The organism is Niallia taxi, assembly GCF_004005475.1.
GTDB classification, from domain to species: Bacteria; Bacillota; Bacilli; order Bacillales; family Cytobacillaceae; genus Niallia; species Niallia taxi.
In genome coordinates this window covers 1-17,049 of sequence record NZ_RZTZ01000030.1, presented here as the reverse complement: position 1 = coordinate 17,049, position 17,049 = coordinate 1, and the positions used below count along the sequence as shown (strand labels likewise).

General features: G+C 34.9%; 18 protein-coding genes and 2 pseudogenes. 18 read left to right on the top strand and 2 right to left on the bottom strand.

Translation table 11 applies throughout. The annotated features are described in order from the left end of the window. From EM808_RS29935 to lpdA, 17 genes and pseudogenes are all read left to right on the top strand, one after another. Positions 1–86 (top strand): IS3 family transposase (locus EM808_RS29935; RefSeq protein WP_164849820.1); only part of this gene is annotated, 86 nt, incomplete at its 5' end. Positions 87–268: 182 nt separating this feature from the next. Then, positions 269–718, top strand: a complete 450-nt coding sequence (locus tag EM808_RS27640) for a MarR family winged helix-turn-helix transcriptional regulator (protein ID WP_127742923.1) — start codon at positions 269–271, stop codon at positions 716–718. Between the two features lie 48 nt (positions 719–766). Next, on the top strand, positions 767–1,825 hold the full coding sequence (locus tag EM808_RS27635) for a flavin-containing monooxygenase (RefSeq protein ID WP_127742921.1): 1,059 nt from the start codon (positions 767–769) through the stop codon (positions 1,823–1,825). Positions 1,826–2,290: 465 nt separating this feature from the next. Next, positions 2,291–3,629: pseudogene (locus EM808_RS27630) on the top strand (IS3 family transposase). A gap of 238 nt (positions 3,630–3,867) precedes the next feature. Beyond that, complete coding sequence (locus EM808_RS27625; RefSeq protein WP_127742919.1) at positions 3,868–4,143, top strand: HU family DNA-binding protein; 276 nt, start codon at positions 3,868–3,870, stop codon at positions 4,141–4,143. 747 nt (positions 4,144–4,890) lie between these two features. Then, entirely contained in the window at positions 4,891–5,094 is a 204-nt protein-coding gene (locus EM808_RS27620) for a hypothetical protein (protein WP_127742917.1), read from the top strand. A 307-nt stretch (positions 5,095–5,401) separates the two neighbouring features. Further along, positions 5,402–5,740, top strand: coding sequence for a DUF6980 family protein (locus EM808_RS27615; protein ID WP_127742915.1), 339 nt, complete (start codon positions 5,402–5,404; stop codon positions 5,738–5,740). 225 nt (positions 5,741–5,965) lie between these two features. Continuing rightward, positions 5,966–6,382, top strand: a complete 417-nt coding sequence (locus EM808_RS29405; RefSeq protein WP_235856740.1) for a DUF4158 domain-containing protein — start codon at positions 5,966–5,968, stop codon at positions 6,380–6,382. A gap of 324 nt (positions 6,383–6,706) precedes the next feature. Further along, on the top strand, positions 6,707–7,294 hold the full coding sequence (locus tag EM808_RS29400; protein ID WP_235856739.1) for a hypothetical protein: 588 nt from the start codon (positions 6,707–6,709) through the stop codon (positions 7,292–7,294). A gap of 62 nt (positions 7,295–7,356) precedes the next feature. Beyond that, positions 7,357–7,830 (top strand): hypothetical protein, encoded by a 474-nt coding sequence (locus EM808_RS29395; protein ID WP_235856738.1) that lies wholly within the window; start codon positions 7,357–7,359, stop codon positions 7,828–7,830. Next, positions 7,814–8,023, top strand: a complete 210-nt coding sequence (locus tag EM808_RS29390; RefSeq protein WP_235856741.1) for a transposase — start codon at positions 7,814–7,816, stop codon at positions 8,021–8,023. Before EM808_RS29395 ends, EM808_RS29390 begins: the two co-directional genes overlap by 17 nt. A gap of 52 nt (positions 8,024–8,075) precedes the next feature. Further along, positions 8,076–8,912, top strand: a pseudogene (locus EM808_RS29385) (Tn3 family transposase); the annotation flags it as partial. A 263-nt stretch (positions 8,913–9,175) separates the two neighbouring features. Beyond that, positions 9,176–9,313, top strand: coding sequence for a hypothetical protein (locus EM808_RS28865; RefSeq protein ID WP_164849819.1), 138 nt, complete (start codon positions 9,176–9,178; stop codon positions 9,311–9,313). Between the two features lie 226 nt (positions 9,314–9,539). Then, positions 9,540–9,974 carry a signal peptidase II gene (gene lspA, locus EM808_RS27605; RefSeq protein ID WP_127742913.1) on the top strand — a complete coding sequence of 145 codons (435 nt, stop codon included), beginning with the start codon at positions 9,540–9,542 and terminating at the stop codon, positions 9,972–9,974. 434 nt (positions 9,975–10,408) lie between these two features. Beyond that, a complete protein-coding gene (locus tag EM808_RS27600) occupies positions 10,409–10,774 on the top strand; it encodes an ArsR/SmtB family transcription factor (protein WP_127742911.1) in 366 nt (121 codons plus the stop codon). Then, entirely contained in the window at positions 10,767–13,388 is a 2,622-nt protein-coding gene (locus tag EM808_RS27595; protein ID WP_127742925.1) for a heavy metal translocating P-type ATPase, read from the top strand. Before EM808_RS27600 ends, EM808_RS27595 begins: the two co-directional genes overlap by 8 nt. A gap of 218 nt (positions 13,389–13,606) precedes the next feature. Further along, complete coding sequence (lpdA, locus tag EM808_RS27590) at positions 13,607–15,028, top strand: dihydrolipoyl dehydrogenase (protein ID WP_127742909.1); 1,422 nt, start codon at positions 13,607–13,609, stop codon at positions 15,026–15,028. Between the two features lie 110 nt (positions 15,029–15,138). Here the strand turns inward: lpdA and EM808_RS28860 are convergent, their stop codons facing one another. After that, positions 15,139–15,351: a hypothetical protein gene (locus EM808_RS28860; RefSeq protein WP_164849818.1), complete on the bottom strand. Its 213-nt coding sequence runs from the start codon at positions 15,349–15,351 to the stop codon at positions 15,139–15,141. A 334-nt stretch (positions 15,352–15,685) separates the two neighbouring features. Here EM808_RS28860 and EM808_RS27580 point away from each other — a divergent pair, with 334 nt between their 5' ends. Then, the gene (locus EM808_RS27580) at positions 15,686–16,348 is read left to right on the top strand and encodes a CadD family cadmium resistance transporter (protein ID WP_127742907.1); all 663 of its coding nucleotides are present in this window, start codon (positions 15,686–15,688) and stop codon (positions 16,346–16,348) included. Between the two features lie 77 nt (positions 16,349–16,425). Here the strand turns inward: EM808_RS27580 and EM808_RS27575 are convergent, their stop codons facing one another. Further along, positions 16,426–16,755, bottom strand: coding sequence for a four-helix bundle copper-binding protein (locus EM808_RS27575; protein WP_127742905.1), 330 nt, complete (start codon positions 16,753–16,755; stop codon positions 16,426–16,428). Positions 16,756–17,049: the final 294 nt, after the last annotated feature.

Here is a 17,049-nt window from a genome sequence, read left to right as displayed (position 1 = left end):
TTTATTACAATTACTATAGATATCAGTGGAACTTAAAAAAGATGACCCCTGTTCAATACAGAGATCATCTTCTTAAAACTGCCTAGGCTTTTTTTAAATGTCCTTTACAAAGGGTACACTTTAAAATCTAAAGGTCTTTTTTTATATTGTGTGTTTAATTAGATGGAGAAGTTGCATGGATACCCAACAAATAAATCAAAAGTAAATAACAATATATTAGTTGCAAATTACAAATTATTTTATATAATAATTTATAGAGGTGGATAATTTGGAAAATATTAGAGAACTATTTCAGATATTAACAAGACGGTTTGGAATGTTAAATAAAAATTGTTGCACTGCTGGAGGAATTGAAATCTCACTTATTCAAAGTCAAATACTTTATGAGATTGATATTCAACATAATCCTTCTATTCAGCAAATTGCAGATACTCTTGGAACAGACATTACGACATTTAGCCGCCAAATACAATCTTTAGTAAAAATGAATCTAGTTAAAAAAACACCTGATTCTGAAGACAGAAGGATAAGTATCCTTTCTCTAACCACAGAAGGGAAGTTTATTGCAACTACTATTAATCATCAAATAAGTTCCTATTTAGATGAGGTTTTTTCAAATATGAATGAGTTTGAAAGGGAAACTGTTATCCGTTCACTTATATTGCTTAATGAGTCTATGGCCAAATCAAGTATGTGCTGCAGGGATATCATGGAATAATTCCACTGGATATATATTTGCAAATTACAAACAATAAGAGGAGGCACTATGGGTAAAATTTATGATGCCATTGTAGTTGGTGGGGGGCAGGCTGGATTAGCTGCTGGATATTATTTAAAAAAGAATAAACTTCAATATTTAATTTTAGATTCAAGTAACCAAGCTAGGGGATCATGGCCAGATTATTATGACAGTCTCAAATTATTTTCACCTGCTTCTTTCGCATCACTGCCAGGATTGAAGTTTCCAAAACACGCAAATGAATATCCATCTAGATTTGAAGTAATAAAATACTTAGAAGACTATATTCAGTTTTTTCAATTTCCTATAGAAGGAAATCAGCAGGTTGTATCTGTTAAGAAAGAAGATGAGATTTTTACACTAATTACGGAAAAAGGTAATAGGTTTCAATCCAAAACAATTATTAATGCTACAGGCTCTTTCCGAAACCCATATATACCAGATATAAAAGGAATAGAGTTATTTAAAGGGCGTACATTTCACTCTTCTGAATACCGTAATCCAACTAGTTTTATTAATAAAAGAAATATCGTCGTAGGAAGCGGCAATTCTGCTGTTCAAATTGCAATTGAACTTTCCGAAATTAGTATCACATCTTTAGCTGTAAGAAATAAAGTTAATCTACTAAAACAAAAAGTTTTAGGGTTGGATCTTCACTATTGGATTAGAATTACAGGGTTTGATAATTTTCCATTTTGGAGATTTAGAAAAAGTGTTCCACAATCAAATTCAGTTATCGATTTGGGGAATTATAAGGAAAAAATTAAAGAAGGAAATCCAGATCAAAAGCGAATGTTTACTTCTTTTTATAGTGATGGAGTAGTTTGGGCAGATGGAAGTAAAGAGCCCGTGGACGCAATTATATTTGCAACCGGATATAAAAATTATTTGCCTCATTTAGCTGATATTGGTGCAACTGATATAAATGGGAATCCAATTCATCAAGCTGGTGTCAGTACATCCGTGAAGGGATTATATTATGTGGGACTAGATGGGCAACGAACATTTGCCTCTGCAACTTTAAGAGGAGTGGGACCTGATTCGAAGTTTGTAGTTCAAAAGCTATTACGCTTTTTAAAAAATTGAATCGATTTGTTATAGCAGCAAAAAGCTGCTTTTTTTTTGAAAGAATTGATAGTTGCTTTAATTTAATGAAGTGAGTGTTTAATTTTAATTCCTTATATTGCAAAGAAGAAAAGTTTTGCGAAGAAGTAAAAACCTGGATTCATTCTAAAATCTCCTCCTTTGAATTCTTTGCCAGTAACCCCTATATCCCTAATGCAGTATCACAGCTTCGCTTGTTATACGAGATCAAGTCTCAACCAGCCTCAAACATGTTTCTACAAGTAGGGGGTGAACGGTTTAGTTGACGGGATCTAGTCCCACGGGGGCGGACGTTCTACCCTGGCTACGATTATCATATATCGATATAAAAAAAGGTCAACCAGAAATATAAAATGTACCCTATGGAGTAGACACTTAAAAAGGTCTACCTAGGGGGTACTTTTATGTATAATAAGAAAATCTATAGGAAATTGGAGAACACTTAGGATGTCTAAAATACATTTTACTGAGAAAGAAATTGACTTACTTACTATTAATCCATATGTTAAATCTGTGAGTTCAAAAAGTATTACATATACAGATGAGTTTAAAAGAATTTTTATAGCGGAAAGTAAAAAAGGAAAGTTACCAAGATTAATTTTTGAGGAAAATGGCTTTGATATAGATATTATTGGGATAGTCAGAGTACAAAGGGCAGCTTCAAGATGGCGCACTGCTTTTAGGGAATCCTGGAGTAAAAGGACTTAGGGATACGCGTAGTGATAATTCAGGGAGACCATCTAAAAAGGAGCTTTCTCTAAAACAAAAGAATGCTAGATTAGAGGCACAAATTCAGTTGTTACGAGCTGAAAACGAATTATTAAAAAAGTTAGATTTGATAGAAAGGGGGCTAAAGATAAACGAGTAAAAGTTTCAGCTGACCAGAAATTTCTTTTAATACGTTCTGTAATAGAAAAATATAATCTAAAAAATATGGTAAGTTATTTATGTAAAATTACAGGTGTTACTCGCTCAGGTTTTTATAATTACTTTTCTTCAAAATCTCAATAAAGAAGGATGTATAAAGAAGAACGTGATTTGATACTCAAAGAAAATATTCTAAAGGCTTTTTGTTTTAAACGACGCCAAAAAGGTGCACGTCAAATTAAAATGACTTTAGAGGGGCAATTTCAAATTATTTATAATTTAAAAAGGATCCGAAGAATAATGAAAAAGTACAAAATTGTATGTACTATCAGAAAAGCTAACCCCTATAAGAAAATGTTGAAAGCTACTAAAGAGCACCCTATTTTCCCCAATTTATTAAACCGAAGGTTTAAACAAGGAATTCCCGGAAAAATTCTACTTACTGATATTACATATTTATATTACGGTAATGGACAGAAGGCTTATTTATCAACGATTATAGATAGTTCAACTAATGAAATACTTGCCTATAATGTTTCAAATACAATGACAATAGATTTATCAATAGATACATTAGTAATGTTAATTAAGAATAAACAGGTGAAATTTGCGGAGGGAGCTTATATACACTCTGATCAAGGAGCACATTATACAAGTCCAACTTTTCAAGAAATACGTTAGAAAACTAGGACTTGGACAGTCTATGTCAAGAAGAGGAAACTGTTGGGATAATGCCCCTCAAGAATCTTTCTTTGGTCACTTAAAAGATGAAGCTAGTATAAAGCCATGTACTACATTAGAGGAACTTAAAAAGGAAATTAAAAACTATATGATTTACTATAACGACTTCAGGTACCAATGGAACTTAAAGAAGATGACTCCTGTACAGTACAGAAATCACCTTCTCTATTCAGCCTGACCTTTTTTCATTATGTCCTTTACAAAGGGTACAATTTAATATTTTCTGGCTGACCTTATAATACGAAAGGGGGCGTTTGTTCATAAGAGGGCTTCCTAAACTAGTATTATAATGTCACATTTTAAACTACCTTTAGATAAGGCTCCAAGTCAAATAGTTTTATAATTGCGAATTAAATAAGTTTGTGAAATACTAATAGTGTCCTATTTAGAGGACTGATTTTAAGGAGGTACATATTATGAATAAAACAGAACTTATTAATGCAGTAGCTGAAAGCTCAGAACTATCAAAAAAAGACTCAACTAGAGTAGTTGACTCCGTAATGGAAACAATCACAACATCATTGAAAAATGGTGAAAAAGTAGAAATTTTAGGATTTGGTGCTTTCTCCGTTAGCGAACGTGCAGCTAGAAAGGGTCGTAACCCGCAAACTGGTGAAGAAATAGAAATTGCAGCAAGTAAAGCACCTACTTTCAAAGCTGGAAAAAACTTAAAAGATGCTGTTAAATCATAAGAGCTATGTATGGCAGAGGTTTTAAACTCTGCCTATTTTTTTATATGTTGTTAGATTTTTTAAAACCAAGTGTTGGGTTGCGGTTCCAAGCACTAATTACTATGAATTCAAAAAGGAAATAAAATACTAAAAAGAGATTATTTGACGTTTAACAGACAAGAGAAGAACGGATTAGCAATGAATATATAAAAAATCAAGTCTGCGTTAAATAACAATTAACGCTTAATAAAATAAGTAAAGCGACCGTCGAAACCAATGGTATATATGGGATTATACGGCTTTTTCTTTGCGAAAATTCAATCTAATAAGGATTAACGCTTGTTTTAGGAGTTAACGCACATTTACTGCGTGAAACTGTATATTTTAGTGATAAGTATTGTTGAAGGAGTATTACAAAATAAATGTGAGAAACTTTACTATGTTATAACCAGGGCAGCATTCCTGTAATAAAGAAAAGAGCCTTGCTTCAATCGTGGCAGTTTAGCAGAAAAAGAAATTTCAGTTTTATAGCTATTAGGTGACGATGTGAGTAGAATGGTCAAATTAAATTATACTAAAGGAAAAATTTATATTATATTTAGCGTTTTGGCATATAATGGATACACTTGTTGAAAGTTTAAGTAATCATACTGAAACTATTATAAAAAAATTAAAGGAAATTCAAAATACAATTTTTCCCCTAATATTGATTTATTAGATTTTGTAGTTTTTATGAATCAAACTTCATTTGACATTAGGATGTTTTCTATGGATAGGGAAAATAATGAATTATTTAAAGAATCAGAGGATTCGTCGCTATTTGCTGGTAGCCAAGGAATTATCTCAGATGTGGAATTTAGACACATACTAGATGAACAGTTTGATGAATTTTACAGCTTTTATGAGGAAAATGAAGAAGAGTTATGGCCAAAGGAAGAAAAAGCTATTACAGAATGGTTTCTAAATTGTTGAAAAGCTGGTGAAACAGTTGTTTTAAAACTACCTTCTTATTTTGTTTTCCATGACGGCTTCTGACTCATTCGATTTAATCTCCTGGAAATGGATAGATGAAAATGAGAAATACTCATGATTAAGCTCTAGATATTATATCCTTTTAAAGCAAAAGCCTACTTAGAGTAGGCTTCTTTTGTTTACCACTCAAATATGATAGTTAGTGGAGAACTTTTTCTAATGTAACAAACAGGGAATTTAGTGTAATAAGAAATAAAGTATTATTAAGAGAATTAGGATGCTATTCGAAAGTGTGTGAGTTAGAATTATGGGATATAGCTACATTGAATTTCTGAAAGATCTAAAGATGGGTCGAGAAATTCATTTTAGTTATAAGGAAGAAAATTACTACATAGGAGAACTGAATTTTTGGAGATTTAACGATGAAGCTAGCGAAATAGAAGGAGAAGATTCTAACGATTTACTTTGTGAAGATATGGATTATCATGCAAATTTTAAGTGTGATATTCATGATGATCCCTTTGAATGTCCAGATAAAGTAATCATATATGATAAACAAGACAATGATTACGGATTGGTAATTCATGATGGGGGTTCTTCTAGTATAAGCATAAATTTTTGTCCGTGGTGTAGTACAAAATTATAGTTTTTATGTTTATTAACAAAGCTGCCTAAAGGCGGTTTTGTTGTTTTTATTTCTAAGGAAGCATTTTTAAATGAAAAAACTAACTTAGGGGTACGGAAACGATTCGCAGATTGAGGGGCCACTCTAGAAAATAATGGAATTACCAGCCAGACCTATCAAATGATAGGTTTTATTTTATCCTAAAAATATGATTGTCAAAAAATTTAAACAAAGAAGGGATATAAATTGCCAAGTATTCAAGATACCATTTACCCGAGATTTAAGAGTAACCTAACGGAAAAGGACTTGGAAGAAGTATATTCCCCAAAAATGAATGAAATAGAATGGACAGAGGCTAAATCTAAAGGAACCTTACAGCAATTAGCTTTACTCGTTTTAATCAAAACCGTACAAAAGCTTGGATTTTTTGTTCAAGTTGTCGATGTTCCAGAAGCGATTGTCATACATATTGCGAGAAAAGCATACCAGCCTTTACCTGCCAAAGAAGAGTGGAAAATCTATAGTGAAAAGAGAACAGCCAAACGACATTTTCGTTTTGTTCGGGATTATCTTCAGCTTCGACCGTTTGATTATGAAGCCCAACAAAATTTGATTGATACAATGAGCAAACTGGCATTTACCAAGGATGACCCGCCGACCTAGTCAATGCTGCAATTGAAGAATTAGTACGTCAACGATATGAATTGCCCGTTTTAATACCTTAAAAGATGCAGCCAATGACGTTCGAAACAAATCCTATCGTGCCATCTATCATCAGATTGACCATGCACTAATGATGAACAAAAAAAGAATATAGATCAGCTTTTTCAGATACCCGAAGGCACTACTTATAGTCCTTGGAATGAACTGAATGAGGACGCGAAAAGAGCCACTTTATCACACCTCAACGATTTAATTGTACGTCGGAATTGGTTAATAAACCAGCACATTCCAACCGATTTACTTGAAGACGTTTCTTACATCAAAGTGAAACAAATGGCAGCTGAAGCTAAAACGTTGGGTGCCTCTCGTATGATGGAAATTGAATCTAAAAAAAGATATGCGCTCACGCTTTCCTTTGTATCTATGCAATTGTCAAAAATATTAGATGATATTGGAGAAATGCTTATTAAAAGAATGATGAGCATCCATAAAAAAGGCCGTCAACATTTAAAGGATCATAAAGAAAAGACGCAAAAACGCACGGATTCATTAATATCAACCCTCCATGAATTACTGCTTGCTTACCAAACAGAAGGGAATCCTGAAGAAAGAATTCTGGCCATGCAAAAGGTACTTCAAGAACATGAAGCGCAAGTATTACAAGATTGCGAAAACCATTTAGCTTTTAGCGGAGACAATTACTTTTTATTCCTATGGCGATTCTATAAAAGTCACCGTGCTACATTGTTTAAAATTCTTAAATCCATTCGACTCCGTTCAACTACACAAGACAAAGAACTGGAAGAGGCGATTTCTTTTCTCCTTACTCATCAATATACGAAAAAGGAATACATACCAGCCGTTCACATCGAAAAAAAAGGAAAGAGGATTGGGAAATTACGCCTTTATTAGACTTGTCCTGGGTTCCAGATTCCTAGTGGCGTTGGATCAGTCCTAAAAAGAAGAAAGAAAAAATGCCTGATGAAATCAATCGTCGCCACTTTGAAGTATGTGTCCTGTCGCAGATAATGTTAGAACTTAAAGCCGGCGACTTATATATTGAAGGAAGCGAAAAAAATGCAGATTATCGAAAGCAACTCATTTCATGGGAGGACTATGAAGAAAATTTAGCTAATTTTTGCAAGCACGTGAACTTGCCTATTTCTGGTACCGATTTCGTTAAAAAGACACAGCAAGAATTTAAACAAGTCACAAGCCAGACAGACCAATCTTTTCCTCATAATGAACAGGTACGGATTGAAAACAGCGAAGTGGTGATTGGAAAGTTAAAGAAGAAAAAAGTTCCCCCAGGCTTAAAGAAACTGGAAGAATATATAGCTGAAAGTTTGGAGCCGATTAATGTCCTGGATATGTTGGCTAATACTGAATACTGGTTAAATTGGACACGTTTTTTTGGCCCCATTTCAGGACATGAGGAATGCCGTTGAACGATACATAACCAATGCCTTTTGCTATGGATGTAATTTAGGACCCACTCAAACAGCTCGATCAGGTAGTCTAGACAGAAAACAAATTGCATGGATTAATCAACGTCATGTAACTATTGAAAACTTAGACAAAGCGATTCAATATATCATTAATGCCTATAACCAATTAAGATCTTCCAAAATATTGGGGTGATGGAAAGAGGGCCTCAGCCGACGGAACCAAATGGGATTTATATGAGCAAAATCTTCTATCCGAAAACCATATTCGTTATGGAGGATATGGCGGGATTGGCTATTATCATGTTTCCGATACCTATATTGCTTTATTCAGTAATTTTATTCCTTGTGGAGTATGGGAAGGTATCCATATTTTAGACATTTTGATTAATGATAAAGCCGAAATTCAACCTGAAATTCTCCATTCAGATACTCAAGGGCAGAGTACTACAGTCTTTGGGCTTTCTTCTTTATTAGGAATTCAGCTGATGCCTAGGATACGTAATTGGAAAGATTTAAAATTATACCGTCCCTGTAAAGAAGAGGTGTATGAGCATATTGATGAACTTTTTTCAGCAGAAATCGATTGGGAGCTCATTGAGACTCATTACCCAGACATGATTAGAGTTGCTATGTCCATCCAGTCAGGTAAAATTACTCCATCTACCATTCTCAATAAATTAGGAACATACAGCAAAAAGAATAAGCTGTATCAGGCGTTTCGTGAGCTTGGAAGAGTGATACGAACGATGTTTTTATTAAAATATATGGCTGACGAGGAACTGAGAGGAACTATTCAAGCAGCTACCAATAAAAGTGAAGCCTTTAATGGGTTTACCAAGTGGATCTTCTTTGGTGGTGAAGGGATTATCGCTGAAAATGACCGTGAAAAACAGCGCAAGGTTATTAAATATAACCACCTAGTGGCCAATTGCCTCATCTTTTATAATGTGTTCTCTTTATCTCGTATTCTCCATGACTACATGCAAGAAGGAAATGATTATGATGAAGAGTTGATTTCCTATTTAAGCCCTTATATGTTACGGCACATGTCAATCGGTTCGGCAAATATCGAATTGATCTAAACCGTAAACCACCCAAACTTCCATTTGAAGTGCCTGTTACAAGAGAAAAAAGGATGTCCTTAACATAATGAAGGAGTGTTCTAAATGTTAGGTATTGATAAGATTCGATGGATGATGAACCGAAGAGATTCAAGATGGTAGGAAAAAGACTCATGATGGGAGATTTATAACAAGCTTCGTGATGATATATACGATACGATGATTTTTTAAACACCTGCTCAACTCAAGAGTTAGAGACTATTGAATGGGAACTTCATGATTTAATGAACGATTTTAGTGATGAAAATGGAGAAGGTGAATTCATTGACTTTCTTGAAGAGTTAGGAGAAAGAAATTCAGACAGTTTGTTAGAATCAGTTAGAGAGTTCAAAGTCAATAAAAAAGAAGATGCTACTGATTAACAAAAATGTATTTTTTATTCTAACGGATTCTTCAAATTCAAATATATATTTGAATATTGACTTTTATTCTTATAAGCATTAATCTATGATATATAACATTCAAACATATATATGAATGTTATAAAAACCTTACAAATGCTGTTAAATCATCATTTTCCTTGTGTTTTTTTATATTGATTGTTCATTTATTCAAACAAATTTTTTCTTGTATTCGAGGTGATAAATAGTGTATTGGATTATTCTTATTGTAGTTGCAGTAGATCAGCTTGCAAAATACTCGGTACGGAATACTATGGATTATGGCCAATCCATTCCTTTAATTGATAAGGTTTTTTATTTAACATCTCATCGCAATTCCGGTGCTGCTTGGGGAATATTTTCTGGTCAAACAGGCTTCTTAATTGCCATTGCATTCATAGCTATAATAGGCTTTCTCGTGTATTCTCGGAAAGTTACAGATAAGTTAACTCGTATAGCGTTTGGTTTATTTATCGGAGGTGCTTTGGGTAATGTAATAGACAGGTTGATCTTTAGGGAAGTCACAGATATGTTCGATTTCAGATTAATTAATTACCCAATTTTTAATACGGCTGACATATTTTTAGTTAGTGGGGCTATATTACTTATTATTAGTACTTACAGAGAGGCTAAACTAGAATAAAAAAAGTCCTAAAGTAAGAATATTGGGGATATCGGATATATTTTTACGTGAAATTGCTATTGGGTGTTTTTATAATGGAAAATTCGTAAGGAGCAAAACTATACTTTCCATGTTAAAATAAACATCACAATATGTGGTACAGACAACATTCACCATTTATCTTTACTTAGAAGGGGTCCTGCCGGCAAAACGCATTTATACATTAATATATTTTTTGGTAGTTAAAACCCTGATTTTTCTACGCTAAGAAGAAAAATCAGGGTTATTTTTTATCCTAATGGATGTAGGAGATAATTAGTGTTGAAAGACAATATAAATAGCATGAAATTTTCGTTTTAATCAAATAATCATTTGACTATTTGTTTGTGTTGGTATAGAATAATAAAACATAATATAATAATCAAATAAACATTTGAATATTGAGGGGTGGAAATTTGACTAAAGATGTATGTGAGGTCACGTGTATCGATGAGGAGAAAGTGGTTAGAACTAAAAACAAGCTTATTGAACAAAATCCTTTAGAAGTAGCTAAAGTATTTAAGGCCCTGTCAGATGATACAAGGATTAAAATTGCTTATGCTCTGTCCTTAGAGGACGAATTATGTGTTTGCGATGTAGCGAACATTGTGGGATCTACGACTGCTACAGCATCCCATCATTTAAGATTGCTGAAAAATATTGGTCTAGCTAAATATCGCAAAGAAGGCAAGCTAGTCTTTTATTCATTAGATGATGAACATGTAAAGCAGCTAATACTAGTAGCCTTTACGCATCATAAGGAGGTAGTTGAAGTTGAGTGAATCAGCAAAACAATTAGAACAGGATAAAACCGTATACCGTGTAGATGGGTTTTCATGTGCAAATTGTGCAGGGAAGTTTGAGAAAAATGTTAAAAAACTTCCTGGAGTACAGGAAGCTAAAGTTAATTTTGGGGCTTCCAAAATTGATGTTTACGGAAATGCAACGATTGAAGAATTGGAGAAAGCCGGAGCGTTTGAAAATCTTAAAGTGGCCCCTGAAAAACCAAGAAGGCAAGCACAAGTGGTTATCGAGAACAAGAATGTATACCGAGTTGAAGGTTTTTCTTGCGCAAACTGCGCAGGGAAGTTTGAGAAAAATGTAAAACAACTTCCTGGAGTACAGGAAGCTAAAGTTAATTTTGGGGCTTCCAAAATTGATGTTTACGGAAATGCAACGATTGAAGAATTGGAGAAAGCCGGAGCGTTTGAAAATCTTAAAGTGGCCCCTGAAAAACCAAGAAGGCAAGCACAAGTGGTTATCGAGAACAAGAATGTATACCGAGTTGAAGGTTTTTCTTGCGCAAACTGCGCAGGGAAGTTTGAGAAAAATGTAAAACAACTTCCTGGAGTAGAGGAAGCTAAAGTTAATTTTGGGGCTTCCAAAATTGATGTTTACGGAAATGCAACGATTGAAGAATTAGAAAAAGCCGGTGCATTTGAGAATCTTAAAATAGCCCCTGAAAAATCTGTCCGACAAGCTTCACAAGAGGTTAAGAAAGAAGAAAAAGTGCCATTCTATAAAAAGTACAGTACCTTACTCTATGCTTCCTTATTGATTGTCTTTGGTTACCTTTCCTCGTTTGTGAATGGGGATGAGAACATTGTTACTACAATATTATTTGTAGCGTCCATGTTGATAGGAGGATTATCGCTCTTTAAAGTCGGTTTGCAAAACTTAGTTCGCTTTGAATTTGACATGAAAACCCTAATGACAGTGGCTGTTATAGGTGGTGCCATTATTGGAGAATGGGCAGAAGTTTCCATTGTTGTTATTCTCTTTGCAATCAGTGAAGCTCTTGAGCGATTCTCTATGGATAAAGCAAGACAATCGATTCGTTCATTAATGGACATCGCGCCAAAAGAAGCACTCGTTAGACGGAATGGACAAGAAATGATGATCCATGTCGATGATATTACCGTTGGGGATATCATGATCGTAAAACCTGGTCAAAAGATTGCCATGGATGGTGTAGTCGTAAGTGGCTATTCTGCCGTCAATCAAGCAGCTATTACAGGTGAGTCAGTGCCGGTTGAGAAAACGGTTGATGATGAAGTATTTGCTGGTACGCTAAATGAAGAAGGTTTACTCGAGGTGAAAATAACTAAACTGGTTGAAGATACAACCATTTCTAAAATTATTCACCTTGTAGAGGAGGCACAGGGAGAACGCGCTCCATCTCAAGCCTTTGTTGAGAAATTCGCGAAATATTATACGCCAATTATTATGATCATTGCAGCATTAGTTGCTGTAATCCCTCCTATATTCTTTGGTGGCAGTTGGGAAACATGGATTTATCAAGGCTTAGCTGTTCTTGTCGTTGGTTGCCCTTGCGCGTTAGTCATTTCTACTCCGATTTCCATTGTTTCAGCGATTGGGAATGCAGCGAAAAAAGGTGTCCTGATAAAAGGCGGAGTTTATTTAGAAGAAATGGGTTCTTTAAAGGCCATTGCATTCGATAAAACGGGTACGTTAACAAAAGGTGTCCCAGTTGTAACTGATTTTAATGTGTTGAACAAGCATGTAAATGAAAAAGAATTACTATCCATCATTACTGCGTTAGAGTATCGTTCTCAGCATCCTCTTGCATCGGCCATTATGAAAAAAGCAGAAGAGGAGAACATTACTTATTCAGACGTACTGGTAGAGGATTTCTCTTCTATTACAGGTAAGGGTATAAAAGGTATTGTAAATGGGAATACTTATTATATTGGAAGTCCAAAACTCTTTAAAGAATTAGCAACTACTAATTTCGATAAGAACTTAGAGAAAAATGTAACGACTCTTCAAAACCAAGGTAAAACTGCTATGGTAGTTGGAACTGAAAAAGAAATGCTTGCTGTTATTGCGGTAGCTGATGAAGTACGTGAATCAAGTAAGGAAGTCATTCAAAAGCTACATCAACTTGGCATCAAAAAAACAATTATGCTTACAGGTGATAACAAAGGTACTGCGAATGCAATAGGCGGCCATGTGGGAGTATCAGATATTCAGGCAGAATTGATGCCACAGGATAAATTAGACTATATTAAACAATTAAGATCCCAGTACGGTAACGTAGCAATGGTTGGAGATGGTGTCAATGATGCCCCTGCGTTGGCAGCTTCTACTGTTGGGATAGCTATGGGTGGAGCTGGTACAGATACAGCACTGGAAACAGCAGACGTTGCATTAATGGGAGACGATTTAAGAAAACTTCCATTCACTGTGAAACTTAGTCGAAAAGCGCTAAATATAATCAAGGCTAACATTACCTTTGCAATCGCTATTAAATTAATTGCCTTATTATTGGTCATCCCAGGTTGGTTAACGCTTTGGATTGCTATTCTTTCAGATATGGGGGCAACTCTACTGGTAGCACTAAATGGTATGCGACTCATGAAAGTGAAAGAATAAAGGAAAAGGGCTTTCCAGACTGATTGGAAAGCCCTTTTCTAAAAATAATTGCATTTATTATAAATTCTAAATCCATTCTAATTAAAAATGAAAAGATTGGGTATAAGTAAAACATCAGTTTTTATATTACATACAGGTCTACATATGGAACAAAAGCAATTTCATTCTTAATTAAAAATAATTCTTTTAATTCATTAGGAAAACAGGAGGAAACTGAAATGACTGCTGAAGTAAAAAAGGATCTGGATTTGTTAGTTATAGGCGCAGGCTCAGGAGGTTATGTGGCAGCCATACGCGCTGCTCAGTTGGGGAAAAAAGTGGTTTTGGTGGATAAAGCAGAATTAGGAGGGGTTTGCCTTAACCGTGGGTGTATACCTTCAAAGGCTCTTATTAGTGCTTCTGAACGAGTAAAGCACATAAAACATGCAAACTCAATGGGAATAAAGGTTTCTGGGGAAGTTGAAGTAGATATGACGGAAGTGGTGAAGTGGAAGGACGGTATAGTGAATAAACTAACGAATGGGGTCCGGACCTTACTGAAAGGAAATGGTGTGGAGGTCATCAGTGGAGAAGCTTATCTCAATAAATCCCATACTGTTAAAATCAGAATGGGTAACGAAGAACAAATGTATTCTTATAAAGATTTAATCCTTGCGATAGGGTCTTTGCCCTTCGAATTAAAAAATATGCCATTTGATAAAAAAAGAATCATCTCTTCAACGGAGGCATTGATGTTGCAGGAAGTACCAAAGCATTTAGTTGTGGTAGGTGGTGGTTATATCGGTTTGGAATTGGGTACTGCTTATGCTAAGTTCGGGGCAAAAGTGACCATCCTAGAAGGATCGGATACAATTCTTCCAGGTACAGACCCGTTGCTTACAAATGTAGTAAAACGGCATTTAAAGGAACTTGGTATCACAGTTATAACGAATGCTTTAGTCCAAAGCGGAGAAAATACAGGTGATGAAGTAAACGTTCATGTTCAGGTGAATGGAGAAGAAGAGATTATTAAAGGTGATTATTGCTTAGTTTCTATAGGAAGAAAACCGAACACAGGAAAAATTGGCTTGGAAAATATCGGAGTAGAATTAGACAAACGCGGGTTTATTAAGATAAATGACAAATGTCAAACAAATGTTGAGCATGTTTATGCAATAGGGGACTGTGCTGGTGGATACCTCCTTGCCCATAAAGCTAGTTATGAAGGAAAGATAGCTGCAGAAGTGATTAGCGGGCTAAAAAGTGTGATTGATTTTCAAGCCATGCCTTTTGTTATTTTCAGTGATCCTGAAGTAGCCTATACAGGTTTAACGGAGAAAGAAGCGAAAGAACAAGGATTCGAAACGGTTTCTAGTCGCTTTCCATTCCAAGCGAATGGCAGAGCATTATCTATTTCGGATGCAGATGGCTTTGTACAGGTTGTAGCTGAAAAGACTACGAAAAGGGTGTTAGGCGTACAGATGGTAGGGCCGGAAGTATCATCGCTTATTGCTGAAGCCGTTTTAGCGATTGAGTCTGGGGCAACAGCCGAAGATCTTAGTCTTACCATACATGCTCATCCTACATTGCCAGAGCCTTTAATGGAGGCTGCTGAAGGTGTTATGGGACATGCCATTCACATGCTGAATAAAAAACAATAATGTGAATGTAGGCGTACCTGCACTTTTCATAAGTGCAGGTTGAATTTTAAACTTAATGAAGTGGGGGGAATCAATGGACATATTGTTCTACGTTTAAGCTGCGGCTTTCGCTAATGTCTTGGATGGTCTTGTGATCTTCCTTTAAAAAATTGGTCTAGGAGAGGCTTAAATGGCTTAATGGCCATGAGCGCTGGAATGGCGATTGCTTCAATCGTATTTGCAAGCTTAAAAAGCAAGAAGAAGTCAATCGGAGAATCTTTCTTATTGGCTATATCAACGATATTGGATGCGTTTGCTGCCTTGTCTTGCACACAATTTTTCAAGGTAGATAGCAATATCCTTGCTATAGCTCTTTCCATTACATCAGGCATATTTCTATACATAGCTACGGTTGAGTTGTTACCTGTTGTAAGTGAGACTGAAGATCGACCAATTATTCTTTTCTTTTCTTTTTTGTTGGAATTTTACTGTATTTTGCTTCTCACTTGATATTGGATCAGTTATCTTTTCATGTACACTAATCAAAGGCAATATTTTGTTCAATATTAAAAACGAAAATGGGTAATTTGTTTAAGATTTAATATATTGGGTAAACTTTTAATAATATTCAAACGTATATACTAATATTTAAATGAAATGCTAGTGGAGTTGATAAAAATGGCTTTAACCTTTATATCTGCAATTGGGGCATTCATAGTAACCAATATTGATGACATTTTTGTTTTAATGCTGCTGTTTTCTCAGGCAAAGACACACGCTAAAACGAGTGACGGTAGAAAGGTTAATATGAAAACAAAAAATAATCTAATCAACCCTAGAGAAATAGTCATTGGTCAATATTTAGGTTTTTCCTTGTTAGTTTTGATCAGTCTTTTAGGGACTTTTGGCGTTATGCTAATTCCTAAGCAATGGGTTGGTTTGCTTGGTTTAATTCCAATCTTTTTAGGGATTAAGTTATTTATAAAGGGCGAAGATGAAGATGAAGGTGCTATCTTATCTAGTTTGAACTCAGGAAAATTTAATAAACTCTTTATGAGTATTGCCTTCATCACATTTGCTAATGGTGGGGATAATATTGGGATCTATGTACCTTATTTTTCAACCTTAAATATAAGTGAATTGGTTGTTACAGTTATTATCTTCCTCTTAATGGTTGCTATCTGGTGTTTCTTAGGTTATCGTTTAGCAGCTTTCAGACATGTATCTGAAATTCTAGAGAAATATGGAAGATGGATTATCCCCATTGTATTTGTTGGATTAGGTATATATATAATGGTAGAGAACGAAACTTTTAATTCCCTTTGGAATTTGTTCAATTAATGTAGATGTCAAACATAAAGTCCCTATGGATGCTCCAAAGGGACTTTTGTCTTAGAAAACGGTACCTTAATAAGATATTAGCTAGCCATCTTACGACATACATCTGCACATTTGAAACAAGCTTCTGCACATTCTTTACAATGAGCATGATCGTGTTTTTTACACTCGTTTCCACATGCTTCACATATCTCAGCACATAGTTGACAAATTTGATGAGCAAATTGACTATTTCGAGACATTGCTCCAGCAGCAAAGGCACACATATCGGCACATTCTCGATCTAACCGAATGCAATCCGCCATATGGTGGCTATCTCCCTCTTTGAGACAAGCGTCATAACAATGATTACATACCTTCATACAAGCTAAACATTCATCAATACAGGCTTGAAATTGTTCCTGTGACATTACTATCCCTCCTTTTTTGATTCAATTATATTTTTACCTTACACATATCTTTTATTCATAATTTCTCCTCCGTAATTAATAAATTTTAAACTAACGGTGTCTTTTATCATAGATATTGGAGTTAGTATAGTTTCATGGACACAATTTAATTAAGTCCTTACAATTATTTTGAGAGGATGTGTCCGAATTGGAACGTAAACCTGCAGGCAAAAAATATAACGATGATTTTAAGAAAACGATTGTGGATTTGTATCATTCCGGCAGCCCGGTTAAAGAATTAAGCAGCGAATATGG

Excerpts from the sequence above, each read along its gene's own strand:
- EM808_RS27635 (WP_127742921.1), top strand. The coding sequence starts at position 767 with ATGGGTAAAATTTATGATGCCATTGTAGTTGGTGGGGGGCAGGCTGGA.
- EM808_RS27625 (WP_127742919.1), top strand. The coding sequence starts at position 3,868 with ATGAATAAAACAGAACTTATTAATGCAGTAGCTGAAAGCTCAGAACTA.
- EM808_RS27620 (WP_127742917.1), top strand. The coding sequence starts at position 4,891 with ATGGATAGGGAAAATAATGAATTATTTAAAGAATCAGAGGATTCGTCG.
- EM808_RS27615 (WP_127742915.1), top strand. The coding sequence starts at position 5,402 with ATGGGATATAGCTACATTGAATTTCTGAAAGATCTAAAGATGGGTCGA.
- EM808_RS29395 (WP_235856738.1), top strand. The coding sequence starts at position 7,357 with ATGCCTGATGAAATCAATCGTCGCCACTTTGAAGTATGTGTCCTGTCG.
- EM808_RS29390 (WP_235856741.1), top strand. The coding sequence starts at position 7,814 with ATGAGGAATGCCGTTGAACGATACATAACCAATGCCTTTTGCTATGGA.
- EM808_RS28865 (WP_164849819.1), top strand. The coding sequence starts at position 9,176 with ATGAACGATTTTAGTGATGAAAATGGAGAAGGTGAATTCATTGACTTT.
- lpdA (WP_127742909.1), top strand. The coding sequence starts at position 13,607 with ATGACTGCTGAAGTAAAAAAGGATCTGGATTTGTTAGTTATAGGCGCA.
- EM808_RS27580 (WP_127742907.1), top strand. The coding sequence starts at position 15,686 with ATGGCTTTAACCTTTATATCTGCAATTGGGGCATTCATAGTAACCAAT.
- EM808_RS27575 (WP_127742905.1), bottom strand. The coding sequence starts at position 16,755 with ATGTCACAGGAACAATTTCAAGCCTGTATTGATGAATGTTTAGCTTGT.